Origin of the sequence: Acinetobacter sp. UBA1297, from assembly GCF_002307755.1 — a bacterium.
GTDB classification, from domain to species: Bacteria; Pseudomonadota; Gammaproteobacteria; order Pseudomonadales; family Moraxellaceae; genus Acinetobacter; species Acinetobacter radioresistens.
The window spans coordinates 356,009-377,775 of record NZ_DBUF01000006.1; the positions used below are offsets into that span (position 1 = coordinate 356,009).

Here is a 21,767-nt window from a genome sequence, read left to right on the forward strand (position 1 = left end):
ATAATAAAGGCTGAGCTACATATATATGCAGTACTTACAAAAGGCTGGATTGTTGCAATCTAAAACTCTTAAAATTGTAATTTGAGATACAATAGTCTGTTAAATCTGACATTTATATAAATTTTTCCTGCATCTAGCTACCATTTTTTTGTTTATTCTGTGCTCAATAGATTAATCACAGGATAGAACGGATGATCAGAGAACTTTCGAGCCAATCCCAAATTTTGGTAGTGCATGATGGTCATACTGGTCATTTAAACCCCTCTCTTGCAATTGGAGAGATTCTTGAACAACAGTTTAGAAATTCTTATGAAACCTTAAAAGTTCCAGTAAATCTGGGCAACTCTATGGTCAGTCTATTAAAGCGCCTTTCTTGGTTTCCTAGATTATTTCGTGTAATGGCAAAGCTAATATTTGGTGCTGCCCCAGTGCATATTGCCCAGTATCGGTTGATTGTGTGTTCAGGTATGTCCAATCTGCTGTATTCAGCTTATCTGTCGCAAGAGTTCGATATCCCTTTAGCATTTTCAGGTGATATAGGTAGTTTTAATGAACACTTAATTCACTGGACTATTAGCGCATTGGCTCAGCCTACTCAGGTTGAACAGATTATTTTACCTACACTTCCGGTCAGAAAAAAATTTATTGAACTCCGTGCCCAACCTCACTGTGGTGAGGCAAGTTTGCTATTGGGCGGCCCTACCCACGAATATCCCTTTACACAAGCAGACTATCTTAACATTATCCGTCATTTTGATTTTTTTGTGCAGGCTTATAATATCCAAGGTTATATTGTTTGCTCGAGGCGTACGCCTGCCTTTAATAGCCGAATTAAAAAATATCTCAAGACCTCAGGATTACAATTTGTGTCTATAAACGACACTACACCAATTGAACATCTGGTTGCGAGAAGCAAATATATTTTTGTGACTGAAGATAGTAGTACCATGCTTTCTGAAGCAATTCAGAGCGGTCGGATTGTACGGTCAGTCTGCCTGAATCCCGAACACAACAACTTGTTGATTGAAAAGTATTTACACAATCATCTTATACAGCGCCAGCCAGCAAATCAGCCCTTTTATACAGATGAACGTTTTCCTTATATTGCCGATCTAGATCTGATCCGCCCACTGGGTAGTCATTTCCGCAATTATTTATTATTTGATGATCATTATGCGCCCTATGATCTGCGCAGGAAATTTGCTTAAAAACAATTTATAAACTCAAGCATTTAAGGAATAAAGATAGGAGTAATAATGTTTAGAGTTCTATCTTATAAATCTAATTAAAACATAAAAGTTAAAAATAACAGTGATATCCTTAGCATATAAAAAATTCATTCTATAAAAGTTTTTTTAGTATTTGATTAAAAAAGCCAGTGCATGTGCACTGGCTTTTATATTATCAGCAGGTTATCCGGCTTTATACAATGTTAAACAGCAACGCTCGAAATTACATTATTGAATGTGGTACTTGGACGCATTACCGCATTTACTTTTGCCTGATCAATAGCGTAATAGCCACCAATATCAGCTGGTTGACCCTGCACTTGTGCAAGCTCGGCAATAATTTTCTCTTCATTTTCAGCTAAGGCTTGGGCCAGTGGAGCAAATTTTGCTTTAAGTTCAGCATCTTCGTCCTGTGCAGCAAGTGCCTGAGCCCAATATAGTGATAAATAGAAGTGACTACCGCGGTTATCCAGTTCACCAGTACGACGTGATGGAGATTTATCGTTGTCGAGCAGTTTACCAGTAGCTTCATCAAGTGTTCTGGCTAACAGCTTGGCACGGTCATTACCTTCCTTAATTCCCATTTCTTCTAAAGAAACAGCCAGTGCCAAGAATTCACCTAAAGAATCCCAGCGTAAGTGGTTTTCTTCAACTAACTGCTGAACATGTTTTGGTGCAGAACCGCCAGCACCCGTTTCATACATGCCGCCACCAGCCATTAATGGCACGATAGACAGCATTTTCGCTGATGTACCCAGTTCCATAATCGGGAACAGGTCAGTCAGGTAGTCACGTAAAATATTACCTGTTACTGAAATAGTATCCAGACCGCGAGCTACGCGCTCAAGCGTATAACGCATTGCACGTACTTGAGACATGATCTGGATATCCAGACCAGTCGTATCATGATCTTTTAAGTATTTCTGTACTTTCTTGATCAGCTCATTTTCATGTGGACGGTATGGGTCAAGCCAGAAGATAGCCGGCATACCTGAGTTACGTGCACGATTTACAGCCAGTTTTACCCAGTCACGGATTGGCGCATCTTTCACTTGGCACATACGCCAGATATCACCTTTTTCCACATTCTGAGACATCAGCACTTCACCTGTTTCAAGATCAGTGATGTTCGCGATACCCGCTTCAGGAATCTCGAATGTCTTGTCGTGGGAACCGTATTCTTCAGCTTTTTGCGCCATCAGACCAACGTTAGGTACCGTACCCATCGTACGTGGATCGAAATTACCATTCCACTTACAGAAATTAATCATTTCCTGATAGATGCGTGCAAAAGTCGATTCAGGCATTACTGCTTTACAGTCATAAGGTTTGCCATCAGCACCCCACATTTTACCGCCACCGCGGATCATTGCCGGCATAGAAGCATCAACAATGACATCATTTGGTGAGTGGAAGTTAGTGATCCCTTTTGCAGAATCAACCATCGCAAGCGCTGGACGGTGCTCTTGACAAGCATGCAAGTCAGCAATAATTTCTTCACGTACAGAGGTTGGTAAAGTTTCAATTTTCTCGTAAAGACCAGCCATACCGTTGTTAACGTTAATGCCTAGCTCGTCAAACAGTTTACCGTGCTTTTCAAATGCATCTTTATAGTAAATACGCACACAGTGACCGAATACGATCGGGTGTGATACTTTCATCATGGTCGCTTTTACGTGTAAAGAGAACAGGATGCCAGCTTCTTTACAATCATCTAATTCTTTTTCATAGAAGTCACAAAGCGCTTTTTTGCTCATGAACATTGAGTCGATGATTTCGCCATCTTGAAGCGCTACTTTTGGCTTCAGAACAATGGTTTCACCAGACTTGGTGATCAATTCCATTTTTACATTACGCGCACGGTCAAGTGTCATTGACTTTTCGCCGTGGTAGAAGTCCCCTTCCTGCATATGTGAAACATGGGTTTGTGACCAAGGCTTCCATTCACCCATAGAGTGCGGGTGTTTTTTCGCATAGTTTTTGACTGCAGCTGGTGCACGACGGTCAGAGTTACCTTCACGTAGTACAGGGTTTACTGCAGAACCCAAACATTTACTATAACGTATCTTAATTGCTTTTTCTTCTTCAGTTACCGGGTTTTCTGGATAATCCGGAATTGCATAACCTTTTGATTGAAGCTCTTTGATACACGAGATCAACTGCGCAACAGAGGCACTGATATTTGGAAGCTTGATAATATTAGTATCTGGATCTTGGGTAAGACGACCTAGCTCTGCAAGATTGTCTACTACCTTCTGCTCTTCACTGAGGTAGTCCGAGAATTCAGCGAGCACGCGTGCAGCCACAGAAATGTCAGTTTTAACAACTTTAACACCGGCCGGCTTAGTAAAGGTCTCAATGATCGGCAGTAGCGAATAGGTCGCCAGCAGTGGCGCCTCGTCAGTCAGTGTGTAAATGATAGTTGACTTTCCACCAGCCATATATAGCCCCTTGCGTTGGATTGAGTGTTTAAGGATTGAGCTTTTGGCCCTGCCCCTTTAAACCGAAATGCTTGAATAAACCTTGAGAGTATCAGCCCTCATGACCTTTCAGTCAACGCAAGATCTTGTGATAACGACATTTCGATACGAAATAGTAGTGTATAGCTTAAAAGCTTTACTATGAAATATGGTTAGTTTAGATAAAATATAATATTACCCTCCCAAACACCGACCACTTTTTATACAATTCATCACAACTGTTATTTCGCCAAGAAATACTATTAAGTTAAGTTGCTTACAAGCTACAGCAAATATATTACCGCTTGGTACCTAAACTCTATTTATAAAATGATGAGCTATTTCTTATAGTTTATATCAAGCAGATCCTATTTTAAGATTTGCTCTACTAAATAATAAGTTCACTCTATAAGATAAAACGAACTATATCTAATTTTAAAATTACAGAATATAAAAAACCGGTACATGAGTACCGGTTCAAGTGAGATATAGCACTTGTTAGGCATTTAACCAAGTTTCAATCTTGGCTTGATTATCTACTTTTAGCTCTACAGTAGTTAGATCTGTAGAACCACCTTGCACTTCAAACTGCATCAGTTCATCACGACGGAAAGCAAGCAGGCTATAATTTCCTTGCTGTTTTGCATATTTTTCAATCAGTTTAGTGGTGGCTTTTAAACCATCAATTGCAATAATAATATCATGGGCAGAAAGTCCTGCTCTTGCACCGACTCCATCACGGCGTACAGTCTGCACAACTACCCCCTCGGCTTTATCTGCCAGTTTTAAACCAAATGGTAGAGACTTGTCATTTTTCAAACTGTAACTAAGACCAAACTCCGGCAAGAGCTGCTCAAGTGGCAATTCATCAGTCGTGTTAATCAGATGATTAATCTGTTCAATCCACTTATCACCAGTCAACTGCTCGCACAAATCATAAATAGTACGTTCATTTACCTGTATGCCGTTTTGAGTGTTTTCATACAACTTACGCATTAAAGCGTCGAGGCTCGAACCACGTAAACGCAGGCCCAGATCCAGACATAGTGCTACCAGGCAGCCTTTGTTGTAATAGCTGGTGCCCGCATTGTTTGAATTTTCATCCTGACGGTAAAATTTCACCCAGGCATCAAAACTTGACTCTGCCACGGTCTGCACAAAACGGCCCGGATTTTGTAAATAGCGGTCTATCTGGGCTTTGAGTAATTCTAAATAGGATTCCTGCTTGATTACGCCGCTACGCAATAAAATGAGATCGTCATAATAAGAAGTGAATCCTTCAAAAATCCATAACAGTGAAGTGTAACCTTCCTTGTTCAGATCATAGTCAGTAAAGTTTTCTGGACGTATAAATTTGACCAGCCATGAATGAAAATATTCATGGCTGCACAGTCCTAAAAAGCGCTGATAATCCTTGGAGGGTTCTTCAGGCTCATCAGCCTTAGGCAAATCATCACGTGGAGTAATTAAACTGGTACTGTTCGGATGTTCAAGACCACCATAACTGTTACCTGTAGCCATGGTCATAAAGGTATAATGTTCAAACGGCGCTGAGCCAAACATGGAAATTTCTGTCGCACAGATTTTTTCAATATCTTGCTGCATGCGCTCAACATTCATTGCATGTTTGCCGGATACCACAAACTCATGTGGAATGCCTTGTGCTTTAAAACTGAAACGGGTCTGCTCTGCCAGTTCAAATGGTGCATCAATAAGCTCCATATAATTCTTGGCTTTTAAGGTATAACGGCCTCGAACTAGTGTCTTAGAGCTTAAAGCGGTGGCAAGCTGAAAGTGTTTCAACTCTTCCGGTAAAAATACCTCAGCCTCAATAGCTGTGTCTTCTTGCCCCTCCAGCCCCAGACAAACACAGGCCGGATTTACGTAAAGACGGGTTTGGTCAACATAAGCTCCGCGAACTGAAAGATCATAGGCATACACATCATATTCAACCGTAATCAGCTCATGGTCTGTATTAAACAGGCGCCATTTATTTTTTTCAGTCTTACTGATGTTTAAAATCCGGCCTGCTTCATCATAGGCTTTCACTGCTTCGATATGCTTTGAGAACTCACGAATCAAATAACTGCCCGGAATCCAGGTCGGTAACCACAGGACCTGATTTGGATTGGCCAAGAAGCGTAAAGTTACGTGAATCAGGTGCTGGCGATAGTCATCGAACTCGATTTGATAATGCAACATAAGTCGTAATAAAAGATCAACAGAAAGAAATTAGCATTTAGCTTAGCATTTTTTTACAAAGTGATGCGGATAAGTCTTATTTGTCCTTAAAAGTCGCTAGCATTCAGAAAAAAAAAGGCATAGCATGCCTGTGTTTTTCGCATCATCTGCGATCAATCCGGCATATAAAGGTACTTCCCGTTGAGAATATTTGCTTACCTCTTTATTTTATTTAGCTTGTGCTGTGCCAGTCTGGCCAACGCCCGCCTGCTTCAGGTGGTCCCTGAATCAGTTGAAGCCGCAGCCTGGAGCATTCTGGACCCGCAGTCGGGACAGATAATTGCCGAATATAATAGTGAGGTACAGCGCTCACCTGCTTCACTTACCAAGATGATGGTGGCTTATATTGCCCTCAAGGAAATTGAGAACGGGAAACTGAATCGAAATGAAATTCTGACTGCGACCCCGGTGGTAAAAATGGTCATGTGGGATGAATCTCAGATGTATCTGAAGGAAGGCGAGCAGATTTCAGTTGATCAGCTTCTGGCTGGTCTTATTGTGATGTCAGCCAATGATGCTGCGGTGACTTTAGCAGAGCGAATTTCTGGAAACGTGCCTGCATTCATTGAACGCATGAATCAGGAAGCTCAAAAGCTTGGAATGAAAAATACTCATTTTACCAATCCGGCTGGCATCACCATGGATGGGCATTATTCAACTGCGCATGATCTGGCACTGCTGGGCCAGGCACTGGTAAATGACACACCGGATTATCTAAATTACTCCAAACAGCAGAGCTTTACCTATAACAATCATTTTCATCGTGCTACCAATCTGTTACTCAAGCAGGATGCAACAGTAGACGGACTAAAAACCGGTTTTACCAAAGCTGCGGGTTATAACCTTGCGCTTACGGCCAGTCGCCCTACCATGAATGCAGATTTACCTAACCGCCGCCTGATTGTAGTAGTTATGGGTACAACCAGTGCTATAAAACGTGCCGAGGTAGCTTATAAGTTGCTGAATCTAGGCTATGCATATACGCGAGATGAAGTTGCGATCAAAGACAAACAACTACTCGGTGAACTGCCGGTAGTCAAGTCAACCTTAAAAATGTTTAAGGTAAAGTCAGCCCAACTGAAGATTATAACGACCTCTTTATATAACCAGCCTTATGCAATTGACCTACAGACTTTTGATAATGCAACCCAGCGTATTATGCTTAATACGGGTAATGGTATATTGCAAACCATCGAACCCTTGCAGACGACCAACACTCATATCAATATTGAACTGAATACCAAGCAGTTAACTGCCCCGTTAATGCAGGTCATGAAACTTGCAACTGTGCATGTCTATCAGAATAACCAGCTGATCAGCACATTTGATATTGAAAATGAAGTGCATATTGAAGAAGCTAATTTTTTTCAGAGAATCTTTTTATGGTTGGTCAGCTTATTTCCGTTTATGAGTAATGATGAGATGAAAATTGCACCAGAAGTATTTAATTCTTAACTGTTAAAATCTATAAACCCATATAAATATAACAAAGAATCAATCAGGAAGATGGCATAGTTTTGCCATCTTCTTTTTTATGTTTCCTTAGAAATAAAATATAAACAGGTACAAAATGGCTCAAGAATTACATCATATCGTCGTGGTCGGCGGTGGCGCAGGTGGCCTCGAACTGGTGACCCGGTTAGGCAATAGTCTGGGCAAGCAAGCTAAAGCAAAAATCACGCTAGTTGACCAGAACCTTACTCATGTCTGGAAGCCTCTTCTTCATGAGATCGCTGCCGGTACGCTGGACCCATATAGCGAGGAAGTCAATTATTTTGCTCATGCCGCCAGACATCACTACCAGTTTGTATCAGGCAGCCTATGTAATGTATTACCCGAGAAAAAACAGATTCAGCTTTGCTCCGCCACAGGCAAAAACCTTAAAACGTTAAGCTATGACACGCTAGTACTTGCTGTAGGTTCGGTATCAAATGATTTCAATACAGAAGGAGCTAAAGAATATTGCTATTTCCTGGACAACCGTGCTCAGGCTGACCAGTTTCAGAAAGATTTATTGAACACTTATCTGGATGCACAGTATTCCCAACAGCCTAATCATCTTAATATTGCAATCATCGGTGCTGGTGCAACGGGTGTAGAGCTTGCAGCACAACTGGTCGAGGCTAAAGAAAATTTTTACCGTTATGGCCTGAATCATATACATCCTGATCTGGTTAAAATTACTTTAATTGAAGCAGCAGACCGGATTTTGCCTGCCCTTCCAGAAAAAGTGGCCGAAAATACATTACGACAAATCAAAACGCTAGGCATTGAAGTCCTGACTGGCCATAAAGTACAGCATGTCGCTAAAGACCATATCTCTTTTCAGGATGGAAGTGTCTTGCAAACTGATTTAAATATCTGGGCAGCCGGTATCAAGGCACCGCAGGTCATTGAACAGCTAGAAAGCTTTGAAAAAGATCACTTAAACCGTATTAAAATCTATGCAACCCTGCAGACTTATAGTTACCCGGATATTTTCGCTTTCGGTGATTGTGCGCACTGTCAGCTTGAAGCAGGCCAGCCACCCCTTGGGCCCCGTGCTCAGGTTGCTAGCCAGCAAGCAAATTTTCTGGTTAGAGCTTTAACAGCCCGTATTGCGGAGCGGCCAATACCCATGTTCCATTTTTCCGATAAGGGCTCACTGATTTCATTAAGCCAGAATAAGGCTGTGGGCCAACTCCTGGGCCAGGTAAATGTCCAGGGACCGGTCGCCAAAGGCTTGTATATCTCACTATACCGCTTACATCAGGCTAATATATATGGCTACAGCCAGGCTGGTGCACTCACAGTGAGAGATTTTGTTACACGAAGAATTCGGCCGAAAATAAAATTGCATTGAAATTTCATCACACAACCCCATAATTGAATAAATTGGCTTCAAAAAGATCGAAATCACAGTTTTTTTAGGATTTTTCTTCTAAAAGCGCTGTGTTTCATCTTATGATGTACCCTTCAAAAAATTGACTGGATCAATAATATGACTGCTATTGCAAATAATCATGTGGTTTCATTCCACTATACACTGACCAATGCAGAGGGCGAGACTCTCGACCAATCTCAGGGTGAACCACTGGCTTATTTGCACGGTGCGGGTAACATTATTCCTGGTTTGGAAAATGCGTTGGCTGGTAAAACAGTAGGCGAGAAATTTACTGTAAATGTACCTGCTGCTGAAGGTTACGGTGAATATAATCCTGACCTTGTACAGGAAGTTCCAGCTCAAATGTTCCAAGGTGTAGATAATATCCAGCCTGGTATGCAGTTCCAAGCACAAACTGATGACGGTGTTCAGATTGTGACTGTTAAAGCAGTTGAAGGCGAAAACGTACTGGTTGATGCGAACTTCCCGCTAGCTGGTCAAGACCTGACTTTTGAAGTTGAAATTGTTGATATCCGTGATGCAACTCAAGAAGAGCTTGATCATGGGCATGTTCATGGCGCGGGTGGTCACCACCACTAAGATCATCTGATCAAAAAAGGCAAAGCTCAGGCTTTGCTTTTTTTATAGTTATTTTTCAGTATTAGAAATAGCTTCAGCTTGATTTTTTAACCATTTTTCTTAATGATAAACATAATGTTATTTTAATTACTGGCTTTTATGTCTGCATATCAACTGGTCTGGTTCCGTCAGGATTTACGTATTGTTGACCATTCTGCATTATGGCATGCCAGACAGACTGGTCCCTGCATTGCGCTTGTTACCCTTTCACCAGTTCAATGGCGGCAACATGATGATGCCGTGATCAAAATTGATCTTTATTTAAGACAGCTTAAAGTTTTAAAAGAACAGTTAAAACAGCTCAATATCCCTATCATTATAAAAACTATTCCTCTTTGGAAGGAAGTTCCTGAGTTTTTGCTTGAATGCTGTCAAAGTTTAAGTGTTCAGCAAATACATGCCCATATTGAGGCAGGTATAAACGAGCAGCAACGTGATCAGGACTGTCAGCAACTGCTCGATACATCCGGTATTGCTTTGACTTTATACCAAGACCGCACTCTATTCCCTTTCGGTAGTATTACCAACCAAAATGGACAGCCTTATCAGGTCTTTGGTGCCTTTAAAAAAGCCTGTTATAGCCGTTTAGAAATAGCGCTACCAAAATGTTATACAGAAATTACAGCTCAAAATCCTATAACTCTCCCTGCTCTTGATCAGTTTCAGCAGACAGCGCCAGATATCAGGCAGCTTTGTGACATACCTGTTCCAGAATCCATTCAACAGCTCTGGCCTGCTTGCGAAAACCATGCTCATACATTACTTGAACAATTTCTTGAAAATCATATTCAGCATTATCATATTGAGCGAGACTTTCCTGCACACTCCGGAACCAGTCAGCTCTCTGCCTATTTGAATATTGGCGTACTTTCTATACGCCAATGTATACAGGCTTTATTCCGGCATCAAAGGGGGTACTTTGTACCTGAACAGGAGGGCCAGAGCATCTGGCTAGATGAGCTGCTATGGCGTGAATTTTATCAGCATATTCTTTATCTGTTTCCAAATGTCTCAAAATATTTACCTTTCAAAGCCAATGCTCGGAATATTCCCTGGCACGATGATAAAACTGCATTAACTGCCTGGCAGCAAGGCCAAACTGGTATTCCAATTGTAGATGCAGGAATGCGGCAGTTATTGGTCACTGGCTGGATGCATAACCGGGTCCGCATGATTACAGCCATGTTCTTGTGTAAGAATCTTCTGATTGACTGGCGCCAAGGTGAACAGTGGTTTATGCAGCATTTGATTGATGGTGACCTGGCGGCAAATAATGGGGGATGGCAATGGTGTGCTTCCACCGGCACGGATTCAGTGCCCTATTTCCGTATTTTCAACCCGGTCAGTCAGTCCAGAAAGTTTGATCCTGAAGGTCAATATATCCGTACATGGATACCGGAACTGGCACATCTGGATGCTAAAACAATTCACGCACCCTATGAAAGTAAAACTGTCCAGCAACTGCACTATCCAAAACCCATAGTAGATTTAAAATACAGTCGTGCCCGGGCTATTGACCACTTTAAACAGTATTTGTAGAACTTCTACTCTTAAAAAGAGACTGGATATTATACAAATATATGTATTTTGCAGAAATAATATTGATGCTTTTTGACAGCAGATTTCACGTCTGGACTTTAAAACCTGATATAAGAAACTGCATGTCAGGTATTCACTATTCAGATTAAAAATAATATTTATTTAAGTGCAAATTGCATCATGACTTTTAACTGGTAATAAGATTAAAAACTGTAATGTAATTTTTAAAACTACAACCAAAACAGGCAGACTTTTGACCAGTCAAAACCTTGGTATAAGGAAAATAAATAATATTGCATCTTATAACTTGGAACGTTTTTAGAATCCAAGTACAATACTGCGCTAGTCGAGGGATGCTGCGACGTTTTACAGGCACTAAATGTAAAATCGCCAGGCTCGACGATCGGTATGTCTGTTCAAGCTTACCAACAACGGCATCCGCGAACTGAATGATCCATACTATTTTTTCTAGGAGATCCTGATGAACGCGGTTACTGCTTCATTTACAGATTATAAAGTTGCCGATATTTCACTTGCTGATTACGGCCGTAAAGAAATTAAACTTGCTGAAGCTGAAATGCCTGCCCTGATGGGTCTGCGTAAGCGTTATTCAGCAGCAAAACCACTGGCAGGCGCGAAAATTCTCGGCTGTATCCATATGACTATTCAAACTGCAGTTTTAATTGAAACACTGGTTGAATTGGGCGCAGAAGTTCGCTGGACTTCATGTAACATCTTCTCGACTCAAGACCACGCTGCTGCTGCAATTGCTGCATCTGGTATTCCTGTTTTTGCCTGGAAAGGCGAAACTGAAGAAGAATACATGTGGTGTCTTGAACAGCAAATCAATGTAAACGGCAAACCTTGGGATGCCAACATGATTCTGGATGACGGCGGTGACCTAACGGCTGTTGTACATGAAAAGTATCCTGAACTGATTGCAAAAATTCATGGTATTACTGAAGAGACTACTACGGGTGTTGCACGTCTACTCGAAATGTGGAAAGACGGTTCACTGAAAGTTCCTGCCATCAATGTCAATGACTCCGTAACCAAGTCTAAAAATGATAACAAGTATGGCTGTCGTCACTCACTTAACGATGCCATCAAACGTGCAACAGACATGCTGCTTTCTGGCCGCCGTGCACTTGTTATCGGTTATGGAGATGTAGGTAAAGGTTCTGCACAATCACTTCGTCAAGAAGGCATGATTGTACGCGTAACTGAAGTTGACCCAATCTGTGCAATGCAGGCCTGCATGGATGGTTACGAAGTAGTATCTCCATATAAAAATGGTGTTCAGACCGGTAATAAAGAAGATATTAATGTAGATCTTCTCAAAAATACTGATCTGATTGTTACTACAACCGGTAACTATCACGTATGTGATGCTGCGATGCTGGATACACTAAAAGCAGGTGCAGTGGTTTGCAACATCGGGCACTTCGACACTGAAATCGATACAGCTTACCTGCGTGGCTATAAATGGGTTGAAGTTAAACCTCAGGTACATCAGGTATATCGTTCAGAAAATGAAAACGATTATCTGATTCTTCTTTCTGAAGGTCGTTTAGTGAACCTGGGTAATGCTACAGGCCATCCATCTCGTGTGATGGATGGTTCTTTCGCCAACCAGGTTTTAGGCCAGATGCACCTGTTTGCCGAGAAATTTGCTGATCTTTCAGAAGATCAAAAACAAGCAAAAATCCGTGTAGAACTGCTACCGAAGAAACTGGATGAAGAAGTTGCTGCCGCAATGGTTGCAGGTTTTGGTGGAGTACTGACACAACTGACCACTGAGCAGGCAGCTTACCTTGGTGTACCGGTAGAAGGTCCGTTCAAGTCTGACGCTTATAAATATTAAGATATCTTAAGGGCAGATGTTTAGGCATCCTGCCCTTTTCTTTGTCTGGCATATTTATAAATTAAACAAAGGATTTGAAAAATGACTAAACGTGTTCCGATTTCTTTTGAGTTTTTTCCGCCAAAAACTGATGCTGGCGCAGAAAAGCTCAAACTGGTTCACCAGGATCTTCAACATTTGAATCCGGAATTCTTTTCGGTGACTTATGGTGCCGGAGGTTCCACCCGTGAACGTACCTTGGCTGCAATTGAAGAGTTTAATGGCAAGGGTACACCGGTAGCACCTCACCTTTCCTGTATCGGGGATGATAAGGCACGTATAGCAGAGCTGCTGGATCTGTATAAATCTCAAAACATTAAACGTATTGTTGCCCTGCGTGGTGATTTGCCATCCGGTCAGGTCGGTCTGGGCGAACTTCCATATGCACAGGATCTGGTACGTTTTATCCGTGAACATTCAGGTGATCACTTTCATATTGAAGTTGCAGCCTATCCGGAGATGCATCCTCAGGCAGAAAGCTTTGATGCTGATATTCGTCGCTTTATTGAAAAGGTTAATGCTGGCGCAAATGCAGGTATTACCCAGTTTTTCTTTAACCCGGATTCCTATTTTTATTTCTTGGATCGCCTTGCAAAGGAAGGGATTCATATTCCTATTGCACCAGGTATTATGCCCATCATTAACGCCAGCAACCTGATCCGCTTTGCTGACGGCACAGGTGCAGAAATTCCACGCTGGATTCGTAAACAGCTCTCTGCTTATGGCGATGACAGTGCCGCGATTAAGGCTTTTGGTCATGAAGTCGTGCTAAAGCTTTGCGAACGTCTGATTGCTGGTGGTGCACCAAGTCTGCATTTCTATTCAATGAACCAGACCGAACCCGCCCGCCAGCTTGTACTTGACCTGGGTTTAGCCTGAGCTAAATTAATCATCTGCTTTTTTGAAGAGTAATACATTCATGCCACGTTTTTATATTGAAGCTGATTTAACTGTAGGAACAACAGTTGAGCTTACAGAAACAGTGTTTCATCATTGGGTGAAGGTATTACGTGCACAGATTGGTGATAGTGCCACCCTGTTCAATGGACGGGGTGGTGAATTTGAAGCGAATTTGACAGAAATCAGCAAGAAAACTGCATCTGTTGCAATCAGGACGTCTAACCCGGTAGATCGTACTCCACCTTTTACAACAGTATTGGGTCAGGTCATGAGCAAAGGTGACCGAATGGATTATGTCATTCAAAAAGCCACAGAACTGGGTGTTACGACCATTCAGCTGTTAACATCAGAACGTTGTGAAATGCGCTTAAAATACGATCGCGATCAAAAAAAGCTCGATCACTGGCAAGCTGTTGTAATTGCAGCCTGTGAGCAATGTGGCATGAACCGAATTCCAGAGATATTACCCCCTGTTCCACTCACAGACTGGCTACAGCAAGATTTACCAGCAACCCGGCTAGTGCTTGCTCCCAATAAGCGTCAGCAGAATGTTTTAACCGATGCTCAAACAGATCTGGCACTGTTAATCGGTCCGGAAGGCGGGTTGAGTGAAGCAGAAATAGACATGGCCAATCATGCTGGCTTTAAAAACTGGTGCATTGGAGAACGCATACTGCGTACTGAAACAGCGCCTGTAGTCGCTTTATCTATCTTAAATCACCATTTTTCAACGTGCTAAAATCATACCGATGATATACGAGGTTAAATTAATTCATTATTCATCACTTTTAACTCAAGCTTGTAAATATGTGATTAAGTAATGACTAGTTTCAGTTATATTCGTATTTAAAAAAACCTGTAATCATTTTGATATAAGCTCTTATATCCTCTGGGCATTGTGAGCTTTTATTTTCAGCTCGCTTTTTTCTTAAAATATTTTAACTATAAAGCCAGACATTATGACTATAACTTGAGTGAATGGAAAAAGCCTGGTTTTACGCTGGGATAAGCGCTCAAGTAATGGTATATTCGATAAAATTTAGCCAAAACCGACCAGCATGCTGCTGGGCCAACACATGTAACAATCGAGATTCAAATGGACGATCAATCATTAAAACAGCAAGCTTTGTACTATCATGAATTCCCAACACCAGGAAAAATTAGCGTCACTCCAAGTAAACAGCTTGTCAACCAGCGTGATCTTGCTTTAGCCTATTCTCCAGGTGTTGCAGCTCCATGTCTTGAGATTGAACGTGACCCTTCAGCTGCCGCAAAATATACGGCACGGGGCAATCTGGTTGCTGTGGTCAGTAATGGTACTGCTGTTTTAGGACTGGGAAATATTGGTCCATTAGCCTCTAAACCGGTAATGGAAGGCAAAGGCGTACTCTTTAAAAAATTTGCCGGTGTCGATGTATTTGATATTGAAATTGCTGAAAATGATCCCGACAAGATTGTTGATATTGTGGCAGCACTTGAGCCAACATTCGGCGGTATCAACCTTGAAGACATTAAAGCACCAGAATGTTTTTATATTGAGCGCAAACTCCGTGAGCGCATGAATATCCCGGTATTTCATGATGACCAGCATGGTACCAGTATTATTGTAGGTTCTGCCCTACTAAATGCCTTGCAACTGATCAATAAAAAAATTGATGAGATCAAGATTGTAGCCTCAGGCGCCGGTGCTGCTGCGTTATCTTGTCTTGATCTGCTGTGTGCGCTGGGCGTAAACAAAGACAATATTATTGTTGCTGACTCTCGAGGCCTGCTAACTACCTCACGTGATGGGCTAGATGAGTCTAAAAAACGCTATGTACAGGACATTCCGCAAACCCAGCTCCATGAAGTCATGGCCGGTGCAGATATGTTCCTGGGGCTTTCTGCCGCAGGTATCCTGACCAAAGAAATGGTCAAGCAAATGGCAGAGAACCCGATTATTTTCGCACTTGCCAATCCGGACCCTGAAATTCTGCCTGAACATGCTCACGAGGTCCGTCCTGATGTCATTATGGCAACAGGCCGTTCAGACTATCCGAATCAGGTCAATAATGCCCTGTGCTTCCCGTATATCTTCCGTGGCGCACTTGATGTGGGTGCAACTACAATTAATGAAGAAATGAAAATTGCCTGTGTACATGCGATTGCACGTATGGCACATATTGAAGCAGATGCAGCGACATATGGCGAAAAATCAGCTTCATTTGGCCGTGAATATTTAATTCCGCGTCCACTGGATCAACGCCTAATTCTGGAAATTGCTCCTGCTATCGCTCAGGCAGCGATGGATTCTGGTGTAGCTACCCGCCCGATTGAAGATTTCTCAGCTTATCGCCAGCGTTTGTCCGAGTTTGTTTATAACTCGGCATTTATCATGAAGCCAATTTTTGCACAGGCGAAGACTGATCCGAAACGCATTGCTTATGCTGAGGGTGAAGACCTTCGTGTATTACGTGCTGTTCAGATTGCAGTAGATGAAGGTCTGGCTAAGCCGATTCTGGTTGGACGTACTGCGGTTATTGAAGCTAATATCAAAAAACTAGGATTGCGTCTTGAACAGGGCGTAAATATTGAAATCGTAGATCAGGAAAAGAATCCTGACTATGAAAAGTTTGCGGACGATTATTATCAGTTAATGCAGCGTAAAGGGGTAACACCTGAATATGCACAGCGTGAGGCACGTCGCCGCTCCACTTTGATTGCAGGCATGCTGGTACGTCATGGCAAAGCAGATGGTATGCTCTGCGGTACATATTCAAGCTATGACATTCACCTAGATTTTGTTAAAAATGTCATTGGGTTACGTGAAGGTCGTAGTACGTTCTTTACTTTAAATGCATTAATGCTTGAAGACCGCACCCTGTTTATTGCAGATACCTATGTCAATACTAATCCGACTGCCGAGCAGCTCGCTGAAATGACAATTCTGGCAGCTGAAGAAGTACGCCGTTTTGGGATCGCGCCCCGTATTGCCCTGTTATCACATTCAAGCTTCGGTTCTGACCAGACGGATGCAAGTGCACAAAAAATGCGTCAGGTATATGAAATTCTGTCACGTATTGCGCCAGAGCTGGAAGTTGAAGGTGAAATGCACGGTGATGCAGCACTTGATGAAAATATTCGTCATTTTGCATTCCCGAATTCACGCTTCAAAGGTTCTGCCAACTTGCTGATTATGCCAAATCTGGATGCAGCCAATATTTCGTTTAACCTGCTTAAATCTACTTCAGGCAATAACGTAACAATTGGCCCGATTCTGCTGGGTGCTGCCAAACCGGTGCATATTTTAACCCCAACCGCCACCACCCGTCGTCTGGTTAATATGACTGCACTGACTGTTGCTGAAATTCAGCAAGCTGAGGTATAAGCTTCAACTGAATAAAAGCTAAAGTTCTTTACTTGAGAAAACCTCTATTCTGTTGCATGATTGCTTGAAGAATAGAGGTTTTTTCATGCAAGTTTATTTAGTAGGCGGTGCTGTCCGGGACCATTTGCTTGGCCATCCCTATCAAGAAAAAGATTATGTTGTGGTAGGAGCAACGCCTGAGCAGCTTCTCGCTCAGGGTTTTATGCCAGTTGGTAAGGATTTTCCAGTATTTCTGCATCCTGATACTAAGGATGAATATGCTTTAGCGCGTACTGAGCGTAAATCCGGTCAGGGCTATCATGGTTTTGAATTTCATACGGATAGCAGCGTGACTCTGGAAGAAGATTTAATCCGTCGCGATTTAACGATTAATGCTATGGCCATGGATGAACAAGGTCAGGTATATGATCCATATCAGGGCCGGCAAGATCTCAAAAATAAAGTTTTACGCCATGTTTCCGATGCCTTTATTGAAGATCCGCTTCGGGTATTACGTGTTGCCCGTTTTGCTGCTCGCTATGCTCCTTACGGTTTTAAGATTGCTGAAGAGACCATGAGCCTCATGCAGCAACTGGTTAATACAGGCGAACTGGATACTTTGACCCCAGAGCGGGTCTGGAAAGAAACCTCTCGTGCCTTAATGGAACAGCGCGCTGATGTCTATTTTGAAGTTTTACGTGAATGTGGCGCTTTAAATATCCTGTTACCGGAACTGAATGCCCTGTTTGGAGTTCCTCAACGGCCAGAATATCATCCTGAAATTGACTGTGGTATTCATACGCTGATGTCCTTACAGCAGGCATGTCAGGCGAATTATTCACTTGATGTACGTTTTGCGGTACTGGTTCATGACCTTGGCAAAGCCCTTACGCCAACAGATATTCTACCCCGCCATATCATGCATGAAGAACGTGGTGTAAAACCCGTAACTGCTGTATGCGATCGTTTAAAAGTTCCTGCTACTACCAAGCAACTGGCTCTGGCAGTCTGCAAAGAACACTTAAAATGCCATCAGGCTTTAACTCTAAAACCTGGAACCTTATGGCGCCTGTTGCAACGTTTAGACGTTTTACGCCGTCCGGAACGGGTCGAAGCTTTTGTACAGGCATGTGAATGTGACTCTAGAGGCCGCTTAGGTCTAGAAAACCGTCCTTATCCGCAAGCCAGCTACATGTATCAAGTCATCGAGATTGTCCGTTCAATCAAGGCGCAAGACTTACCTCCGGAAATACAAGGGCCGGATATTGGAGAAATGTTGATTCAGCGCCGAATTGAAGCTATTGCCACATTTAAGGCTGAGTTTCTTTCTTCTCAATCTTCTAACCAGTTGTAGTTTTAAAATAAATATAAAAAAAGCCTCCATATGGAGGCTTTTTACTGGAAGATTAACGGCGAGGTAATGGAATAAACTGGGAGTCCTGATTCTGAACTTCACGCTCTCCTACATTTACGTTTAAGGTCTGCTGCTTGCCTTCGCGCTCCACCAGAAGCTGGATAGTGCTGTTCGGTGCTTGCAAAGCGACATAATTGATTAAATGCGATGTTGAGGTAATCTGCTCATTATTCACTTTTAAAATGCGGTCCCCTACCTTTACACCGGCTTTGGCAGCTGGGCCATTACCCAGTACTCCCGCAACTACGACACCTGGCTCACGTGGTGCCAGTACATCAGTTTGTGCAGGTGGGACCAGACTGATTCCTAGCCATCCTCTTACTACGCGGCCATCTTTCAAAATGGCATTTAACACCTGCTGACAGACTTTAGCCGGAATGGCAAAACCTATTCCAAGTGAGCCACCGGTCTGTGAGAAAATTGCCGTATTTACCCCAATCAGATTACCTGCAACATCGATTAATGCACCGCCTGAGTTACCCGGGTTAATTGCAGCATCTGTCTGGATAAAGTCTTCATAGGTATTTATTCCCAAATCAGAACGTCCAGTTGCAGAGATAATTCCCTGCGTTACCGTTTGCCCTACCCCAAACGGGTTACCAATTGCCAACACCACATCACCGACTTCATTACCACTAAGTTTAAAAGGTAAAACAGGTAATTTATCCAGTTCAATCTTGATAACGGCAAGGTCAGTATCAGGATCAGTACCAATAATTTTTGCTTCAGCACGGCGACCATCATTTAAAGCCACCACAATCTGTTCTGCTTGTGCCACTACATGGTTATTGGTCAGGATGTATCCATCAGGACGCACAATAACACCTGAGCCAAGACTGTTTTCATTCTGCTGGCTATTAAACTGGTCTGGTAGCTGATCCCCAAAAAATTCACGAAATGCCGGATCATTTAATAAGGGATGATTCATCTGCCGAACTTTTTGCGTGGTAAAAATATTAACCACCGCAGGCGCAGCAACTTTTACTGCGGCATTATAAGAGACTACTCCTCCAGAACGGGAGGTATCAATTAAAGGTTCAACTTTTTCAGCAGGCATTTTTACGCCATCAGCAGCGACTGGCGCTTTGGGCTGATGGAATTTCTGCCAGCCAATAAAACTGATAATCACAATGACCAGCAGTACCCAAGGTAACCAGGCAAAGGTTCGGCGCACGTTATTATCCTCTAGATTCTTTTGATTTGTTAATGCGTAATAGATCTAGGTGATTGTAATACAAATACAAAATATACGCTTTAAAACACACTAAAGTTTTGTCTGGCTTTAGTTACAAGATAAAATATGTTTCTATATCCCATTGTCCATTTTAATTATTAAGGTAAATCATGGCCAGGTTGACTGATATTCTTCAATGGTGTGATCAGACATTGAAAACTTCCGAATTTCGTGACTATGCGCCGAACGGTTTGCAAATTGAAGGCTCGCAGGAAGTAAATAAAATTTTGTGTGCAGTTACTGCATCACAAGAAGCTATTGATGCGGCGATTGCACAAAAAGCAGATCTGCTATTGGTTCATCATGGTTATTTCTGGAAAGGCGAACCCTATCCGATTACCGGCATGCGCGGCAAACGTATTAAAACTTTAATACAGAATAATATCTCTCTTGTCGCTTTTCATTTACCTTTAGATTCGCACCCAACATTGGGTAATAATGCTGCCATTTCTGATTTACTTGGCCTTGAGCATCTTGAAGCACTTGATCCATCTGAACGGCATCCGGTGGGTAACATTGGTTATTTACCAGAAGCATTAAGTCCGGAAGCATTTAGAAATTATCTGGCAGAACGTTTAAATACCCAGGTACTTCATCTACCTGCGGAAAAGTTATCTGTGCAAAAAATAGGTTTTTGTACTGGAGCTGCTCAGGATTTCATTACTAAAGCAGCTGCCCAGGGTTGTGATGCTTATATTTCCGGTGAGGTTAGTGAGCGAACTTATTATGAGGCTCAGGAATTAGATGTACATTACTATGCCTGTGGGCACCATGCGACTGAACGTTATGGTGTACAACGCTTAGGTCAAGCACTGGCTGAACAGTTTGCCCTCGAATATCATTATCATGAACTGAACAATCCGGTTTAAACCTTATGTTACGATTGGAATTGTTTACAAGTTTATAAATTCGGCCTTTATTATGTATTGTTATTTAAAAAGCGTGGCCTACCATGCAGATAATCAATTACAATAGAGGCACTTAATTGTATAACCCAGCAAATGCAAGGAATTAGAACATGACAACCATTACTTTACCTCCTCTTCCTTATGACTACGATGCGCTTGAGCCGCACATTAGTAAAGAAACTTTAGAATTCCACCATGACAAACATCACAACACTTATGTGGTGAATCTGGTTAAAGCAATCGAAGGTACTGACCTCGAAGGTAAAGAGCTGGATGACATCATCAAAGCAACTGCGGGTGATGCATCTAAAGCAGGTATTTTTAACAATGCAGCCCAAGTATGGAATCATACATTCTACTGGAACTGTATGACTAAAAATGGTGGCGGTAAAGCTACTGGTCCTGTTGCTGAGAAAATTGATGCAGCTTTCGGTTCTTATGAAAAATTTGCTGAAGAATTCGCAACTGCGGCTACTACACAGTTTGGTTCAGGTTGGGCTTGGTTAGTAGCTGATGAAGTAAATGGCAACCTGTCAATCATGAAAACTTCAAATGCGGATACGCCATTGGCTCATGGTAAAGTAGCGATTCTGACCATTGATGTATGGGAGCATGCTTATTATATCGACTACCGCAATGCACGCCCTAAGTACATCTCTACTTTCCTGGAAAGCCTGGTAAACTGGGAATATGTAAATGCAAAACTTGCAGGCCAGCCTGCTGGAGTTGAGAAATAATCTTTCTCTTGCCTTAAAAAGTCACCCTGCGGGGTGATTTTTTATTACATTATTTTATAAATGAATATTTATAGATCAATCAGTTTATTCTTATAAATTATTTAATTGACGCCTATATAATTGATCCGTAGAATGGCCCACAGATTCTCCCATAGCTNNGCTTATTTAAGTGGGCTTTTTTTATTACGCCAAGAATATATTCAAATTATTCCTATTGATGGGTCTTATTGTTCGCCAAGATTCACTTACTGAATATTTTTAAAACAAACGCTTTAAATCTAATGATTTTTTAGCTGTTTCCACTTGACCATTTATCTCTTCCTCCATAGAATAGCCCACAGATTCTCCCATAGCT

The 21,767-nt window shown here is 42.1% G+C and carries 15 protein-coding genes; 12 read left to right on the plus strand and 3 right to left on the minus strand.

The genetic code is table 11. The features are described from left to right. Nucleotides 1–191 precede the first annotated feature (191 nt). Nucleotides 192–1,208: an ELM1/GtrOC1 family putative glycosyltransferase gene (locus tag B3R63_RS03325; protein ID WP_286728285.1), complete on the plus strand. Its 1,017-nt coding sequence runs from the start codon at nucleotides 192–194 to the stop codon at nucleotides 1,206–1,208. Nucleotides 1,209–1,432: 224 nt separating this feature from the next. Here B3R63_RS03325 and B3R63_RS03330 read toward each other — a convergent pair whose 3' ends face one another. Both B3R63_RS03330 and B3R63_RS03335 read right to left on the minus strand, forming a co-directional pair. Next, on the minus strand, nucleotides 1,433–3,670 hold the full coding sequence (locus tag B3R63_RS03330; RefSeq protein ID WP_286728286.1) for an NADP-dependent isocitrate dehydrogenase: 2,238 nt from the start codon (nucleotides 3,668–3,670) through the stop codon (nucleotides 1,433–1,435). A 516-nt stretch (nucleotides 3,671–4,186) separates the two neighbouring features. Next, nucleotides 4,187–5,890: a M61 family metallopeptidase gene (locus B3R63_RS03335; RefSeq protein WP_286728287.1), complete on the minus strand. Its 1,704-nt coding sequence runs from the start codon at nucleotides 5,888–5,890 to the stop codon at nucleotides 4,187–4,189. Nucleotides 5,891–6,070: 180 nt separating this feature from the next. Here B3R63_RS03335 and B3R63_RS03340 point away from each other — a divergent pair, with 180 nt between their 5' ends. The 9 genes from B3R63_RS03340 (at nucleotide 6,071) to B3R63_RS03380 (ending at nucleotide 18,473) form a co-directional block, all read left to right on the plus strand. Beyond that, a complete protein-coding gene (locus tag B3R63_RS03340; RefSeq protein ID WP_286728288.1) occupies nucleotides 6,071–7,384 on the plus strand; it encodes a D-alanyl-D-alanine carboxypeptidase PBP6B in 1,314 nt (437 codons plus the stop codon). A 115-nt stretch (nucleotides 7,385–7,499) separates the two neighbouring features. Then, a complete protein-coding gene (locus B3R63_RS03345; RefSeq protein WP_286728289.1) occupies nucleotides 7,500–8,771 on the plus strand; it encodes an NAD(P)/FAD-dependent oxidoreductase in 1,272 nt (423 codons plus the stop codon). Nucleotides 8,772–8,909: 138 nt separating this feature from the next. Next, a complete protein-coding gene (locus B3R63_RS03350) occupies nucleotides 8,910–9,392 on the plus strand; it encodes an FKBP-type peptidyl-prolyl cis-trans isomerase (RefSeq protein WP_005015096.1) in 483 nt (160 codons plus the stop codon). A gap of 138 nt (nucleotides 9,393–9,530) precedes the next feature. Next, on the plus strand, nucleotides 9,531–10,970 hold the full coding sequence (locus tag B3R63_RS03355) for a cryptochrome/photolyase family protein (protein ID WP_286728290.1): 1,440 nt from the start codon (nucleotides 9,531–9,533) through the stop codon (nucleotides 10,968–10,970). Between the two features lie 481 nt (nucleotides 10,971–11,451). After that, nucleotides 11,452–12,834, plus strand: coding sequence for an adenosylhomocysteinase (gene ahcY / locus B3R63_RS03360; protein WP_005406147.1), 1,383 nt, complete (start codon nucleotides 11,452–11,454; stop codon nucleotides 12,832–12,834). Nucleotides 12,835–12,915: 81 nt separating this feature from the next. After that, a complete protein-coding gene (metF, locus tag B3R63_RS03365; RefSeq protein WP_286728291.1) occupies nucleotides 12,916–13,752 on the plus strand; it encodes a methylenetetrahydrofolate reductase [NAD(P)H] in 837 nt (278 codons plus the stop codon). 40 nt (nucleotides 13,753–13,792) lie between these two features. Continuing rightward, nucleotides 13,793–14,512, plus strand: coding sequence for a 16S rRNA (uracil(1498)-N(3))-methyltransferase (locus tag B3R63_RS03370; protein WP_286728292.1), 720 nt, complete (start codon nucleotides 13,793–13,795; stop codon nucleotides 14,510–14,512). 357 nt (nucleotides 14,513–14,869) lie between these two features. Next, nucleotides 14,870–17,140 carry an NADP-dependent malic enzyme gene (locus tag B3R63_RS03375; protein WP_005015102.1) on the plus strand — a complete coding sequence of 757 codons (2,271 nt, stop codon included), beginning with the start codon at nucleotides 14,870–14,872 and terminating at the stop codon, nucleotides 17,138–17,140. Between the two features lie 85 nt (nucleotides 17,141–17,225). Then, the gene (locus B3R63_RS03380) at nucleotides 17,226–18,473 is read left to right on the plus strand and encodes a multifunctional CCA addition/repair protein (RefSeq protein WP_286728293.1); all 1,248 of its coding nucleotides are present in this window, start codon (nucleotides 17,226–17,228) and stop codon (nucleotides 18,471–18,473) included. A gap of 52 nt (nucleotides 18,474–18,525) precedes the next feature. On the opposite strand, the gene B3R63_RS03385 is transcribed toward B3R63_RS03380, so the two are convergent. Then, nucleotides 18,526–19,707: a S1C family serine protease gene (locus tag B3R63_RS03385; RefSeq protein ID WP_005015106.1), complete on the minus strand. Its 1,182-nt coding sequence runs from the start codon at nucleotides 19,705–19,707 to the stop codon at nucleotides 18,526–18,528. 170 nt (nucleotides 19,708–19,877) lie between these two features. Between B3R63_RS03385 and B3R63_RS03390 the strand changes: the two genes are divergently transcribed. Further along, nucleotides 19,878–20,636: a Nif3-like dinuclear metal center hexameric protein gene (locus B3R63_RS03390; protein WP_286728294.1), complete on the plus strand. Its 759-nt coding sequence runs from the start codon at nucleotides 19,878–19,880 to the stop codon at nucleotides 20,634–20,636. Between the two features lie 149 nt (nucleotides 20,637–20,785). Next, complete coding sequence (locus tag B3R63_RS03395; protein ID WP_005015109.1) at nucleotides 20,786–21,412, plus strand: superoxide dismutase; 627 nt, start codon at nucleotides 20,786–20,788, stop codon at nucleotides 21,410–21,412. The last annotated feature ends 355 nt before the right edge of the window (nucleotides 21,413–21,767 follow it).

What these genes read in the sequence shown, in the direction of transcription:
- B3R63_RS03325 (WP_286728285.1), top strand. Translation starts at nt 192, where the DNA reads ATGATCAGAGAACTTTCGAGCCAATCCCAAATTTTGGTAGTGCATGAT.
- B3R63_RS03330 (WP_286728286.1), bottom strand. Translation starts at nt 3,670, where the DNA reads ATGGCTGGTGGAAAGTCAACTATCATTTACACACTGACTGACGAGGCG.
- B3R63_RS03335 (WP_286728287.1), bottom strand. Translation starts at nt 5,890, where the DNA reads ATGTTGCATTATCAAATCGAGTTCGATGACTATCGCCAGCACCTGATT.
- B3R63_RS03345 (WP_286728289.1), top strand. Translation starts at nt 7,500, where the DNA reads ATGGCTCAAGAATTACATCATATCGTCGTGGTCGGCGGTGGCGCAGGT.
- B3R63_RS03350 (WP_005015096.1), top strand. Translation starts at nt 8,910, where the DNA reads ATGACTGCTATTGCAAATAATCATGTGGTTTCATTCCACTATACACTG.
- B3R63_RS03355 (WP_286728290.1), top strand. Translation starts at nt 9,531, where the DNA reads ATGTCTGCATATCAACTGGTCTGGTTCCGTCAGGATTTACGTATTGTT.
- ahcY (WP_005406147.1), top strand. Translation starts at nt 11,452, where the DNA reads ATGAACGCGGTTACTGCTTCATTTACAGATTATAAAGTTGCCGATATT.
- metF (WP_286728291.1), top strand. Translation starts at nt 12,916, where the DNA reads ATGACTAAACGTGTTCCGATTTCTTTTGAGTTTTTTCCGCCAAAAACT.
- B3R63_RS03370 (WP_286728292.1), top strand. Translation starts at nt 13,793, where the DNA reads ATGCCACGTTTTTATATTGAAGCTGATTTAACTGTAGGAACAACAGTT.
- B3R63_RS03375 (WP_005015102.1), top strand. Translation starts at nt 14,870, where the DNA reads ATGGACGATCAATCATTAAAACAGCAAGCTTTGTACTATCATGAATTC.
- B3R63_RS03380 (WP_286728293.1), top strand. Translation starts at nt 17,226, where the DNA reads ATGCAAGTTTATTTAGTAGGCGGTGCTGTCCGGGACCATTTGCTTGGC.
- B3R63_RS03390 (WP_286728294.1), top strand. Translation starts at nt 19,878, where the DNA reads ATGGCCAGGTTGACTGATATTCTTCAATGGTGTGATCAGACATTGAAA.
- B3R63_RS03395 (WP_005015109.1), top strand. Translation starts at nt 20,786, where the DNA reads ATGACAACCATTACTTTACCTCCTCTTCCTTATGACTACGATGCGCTT.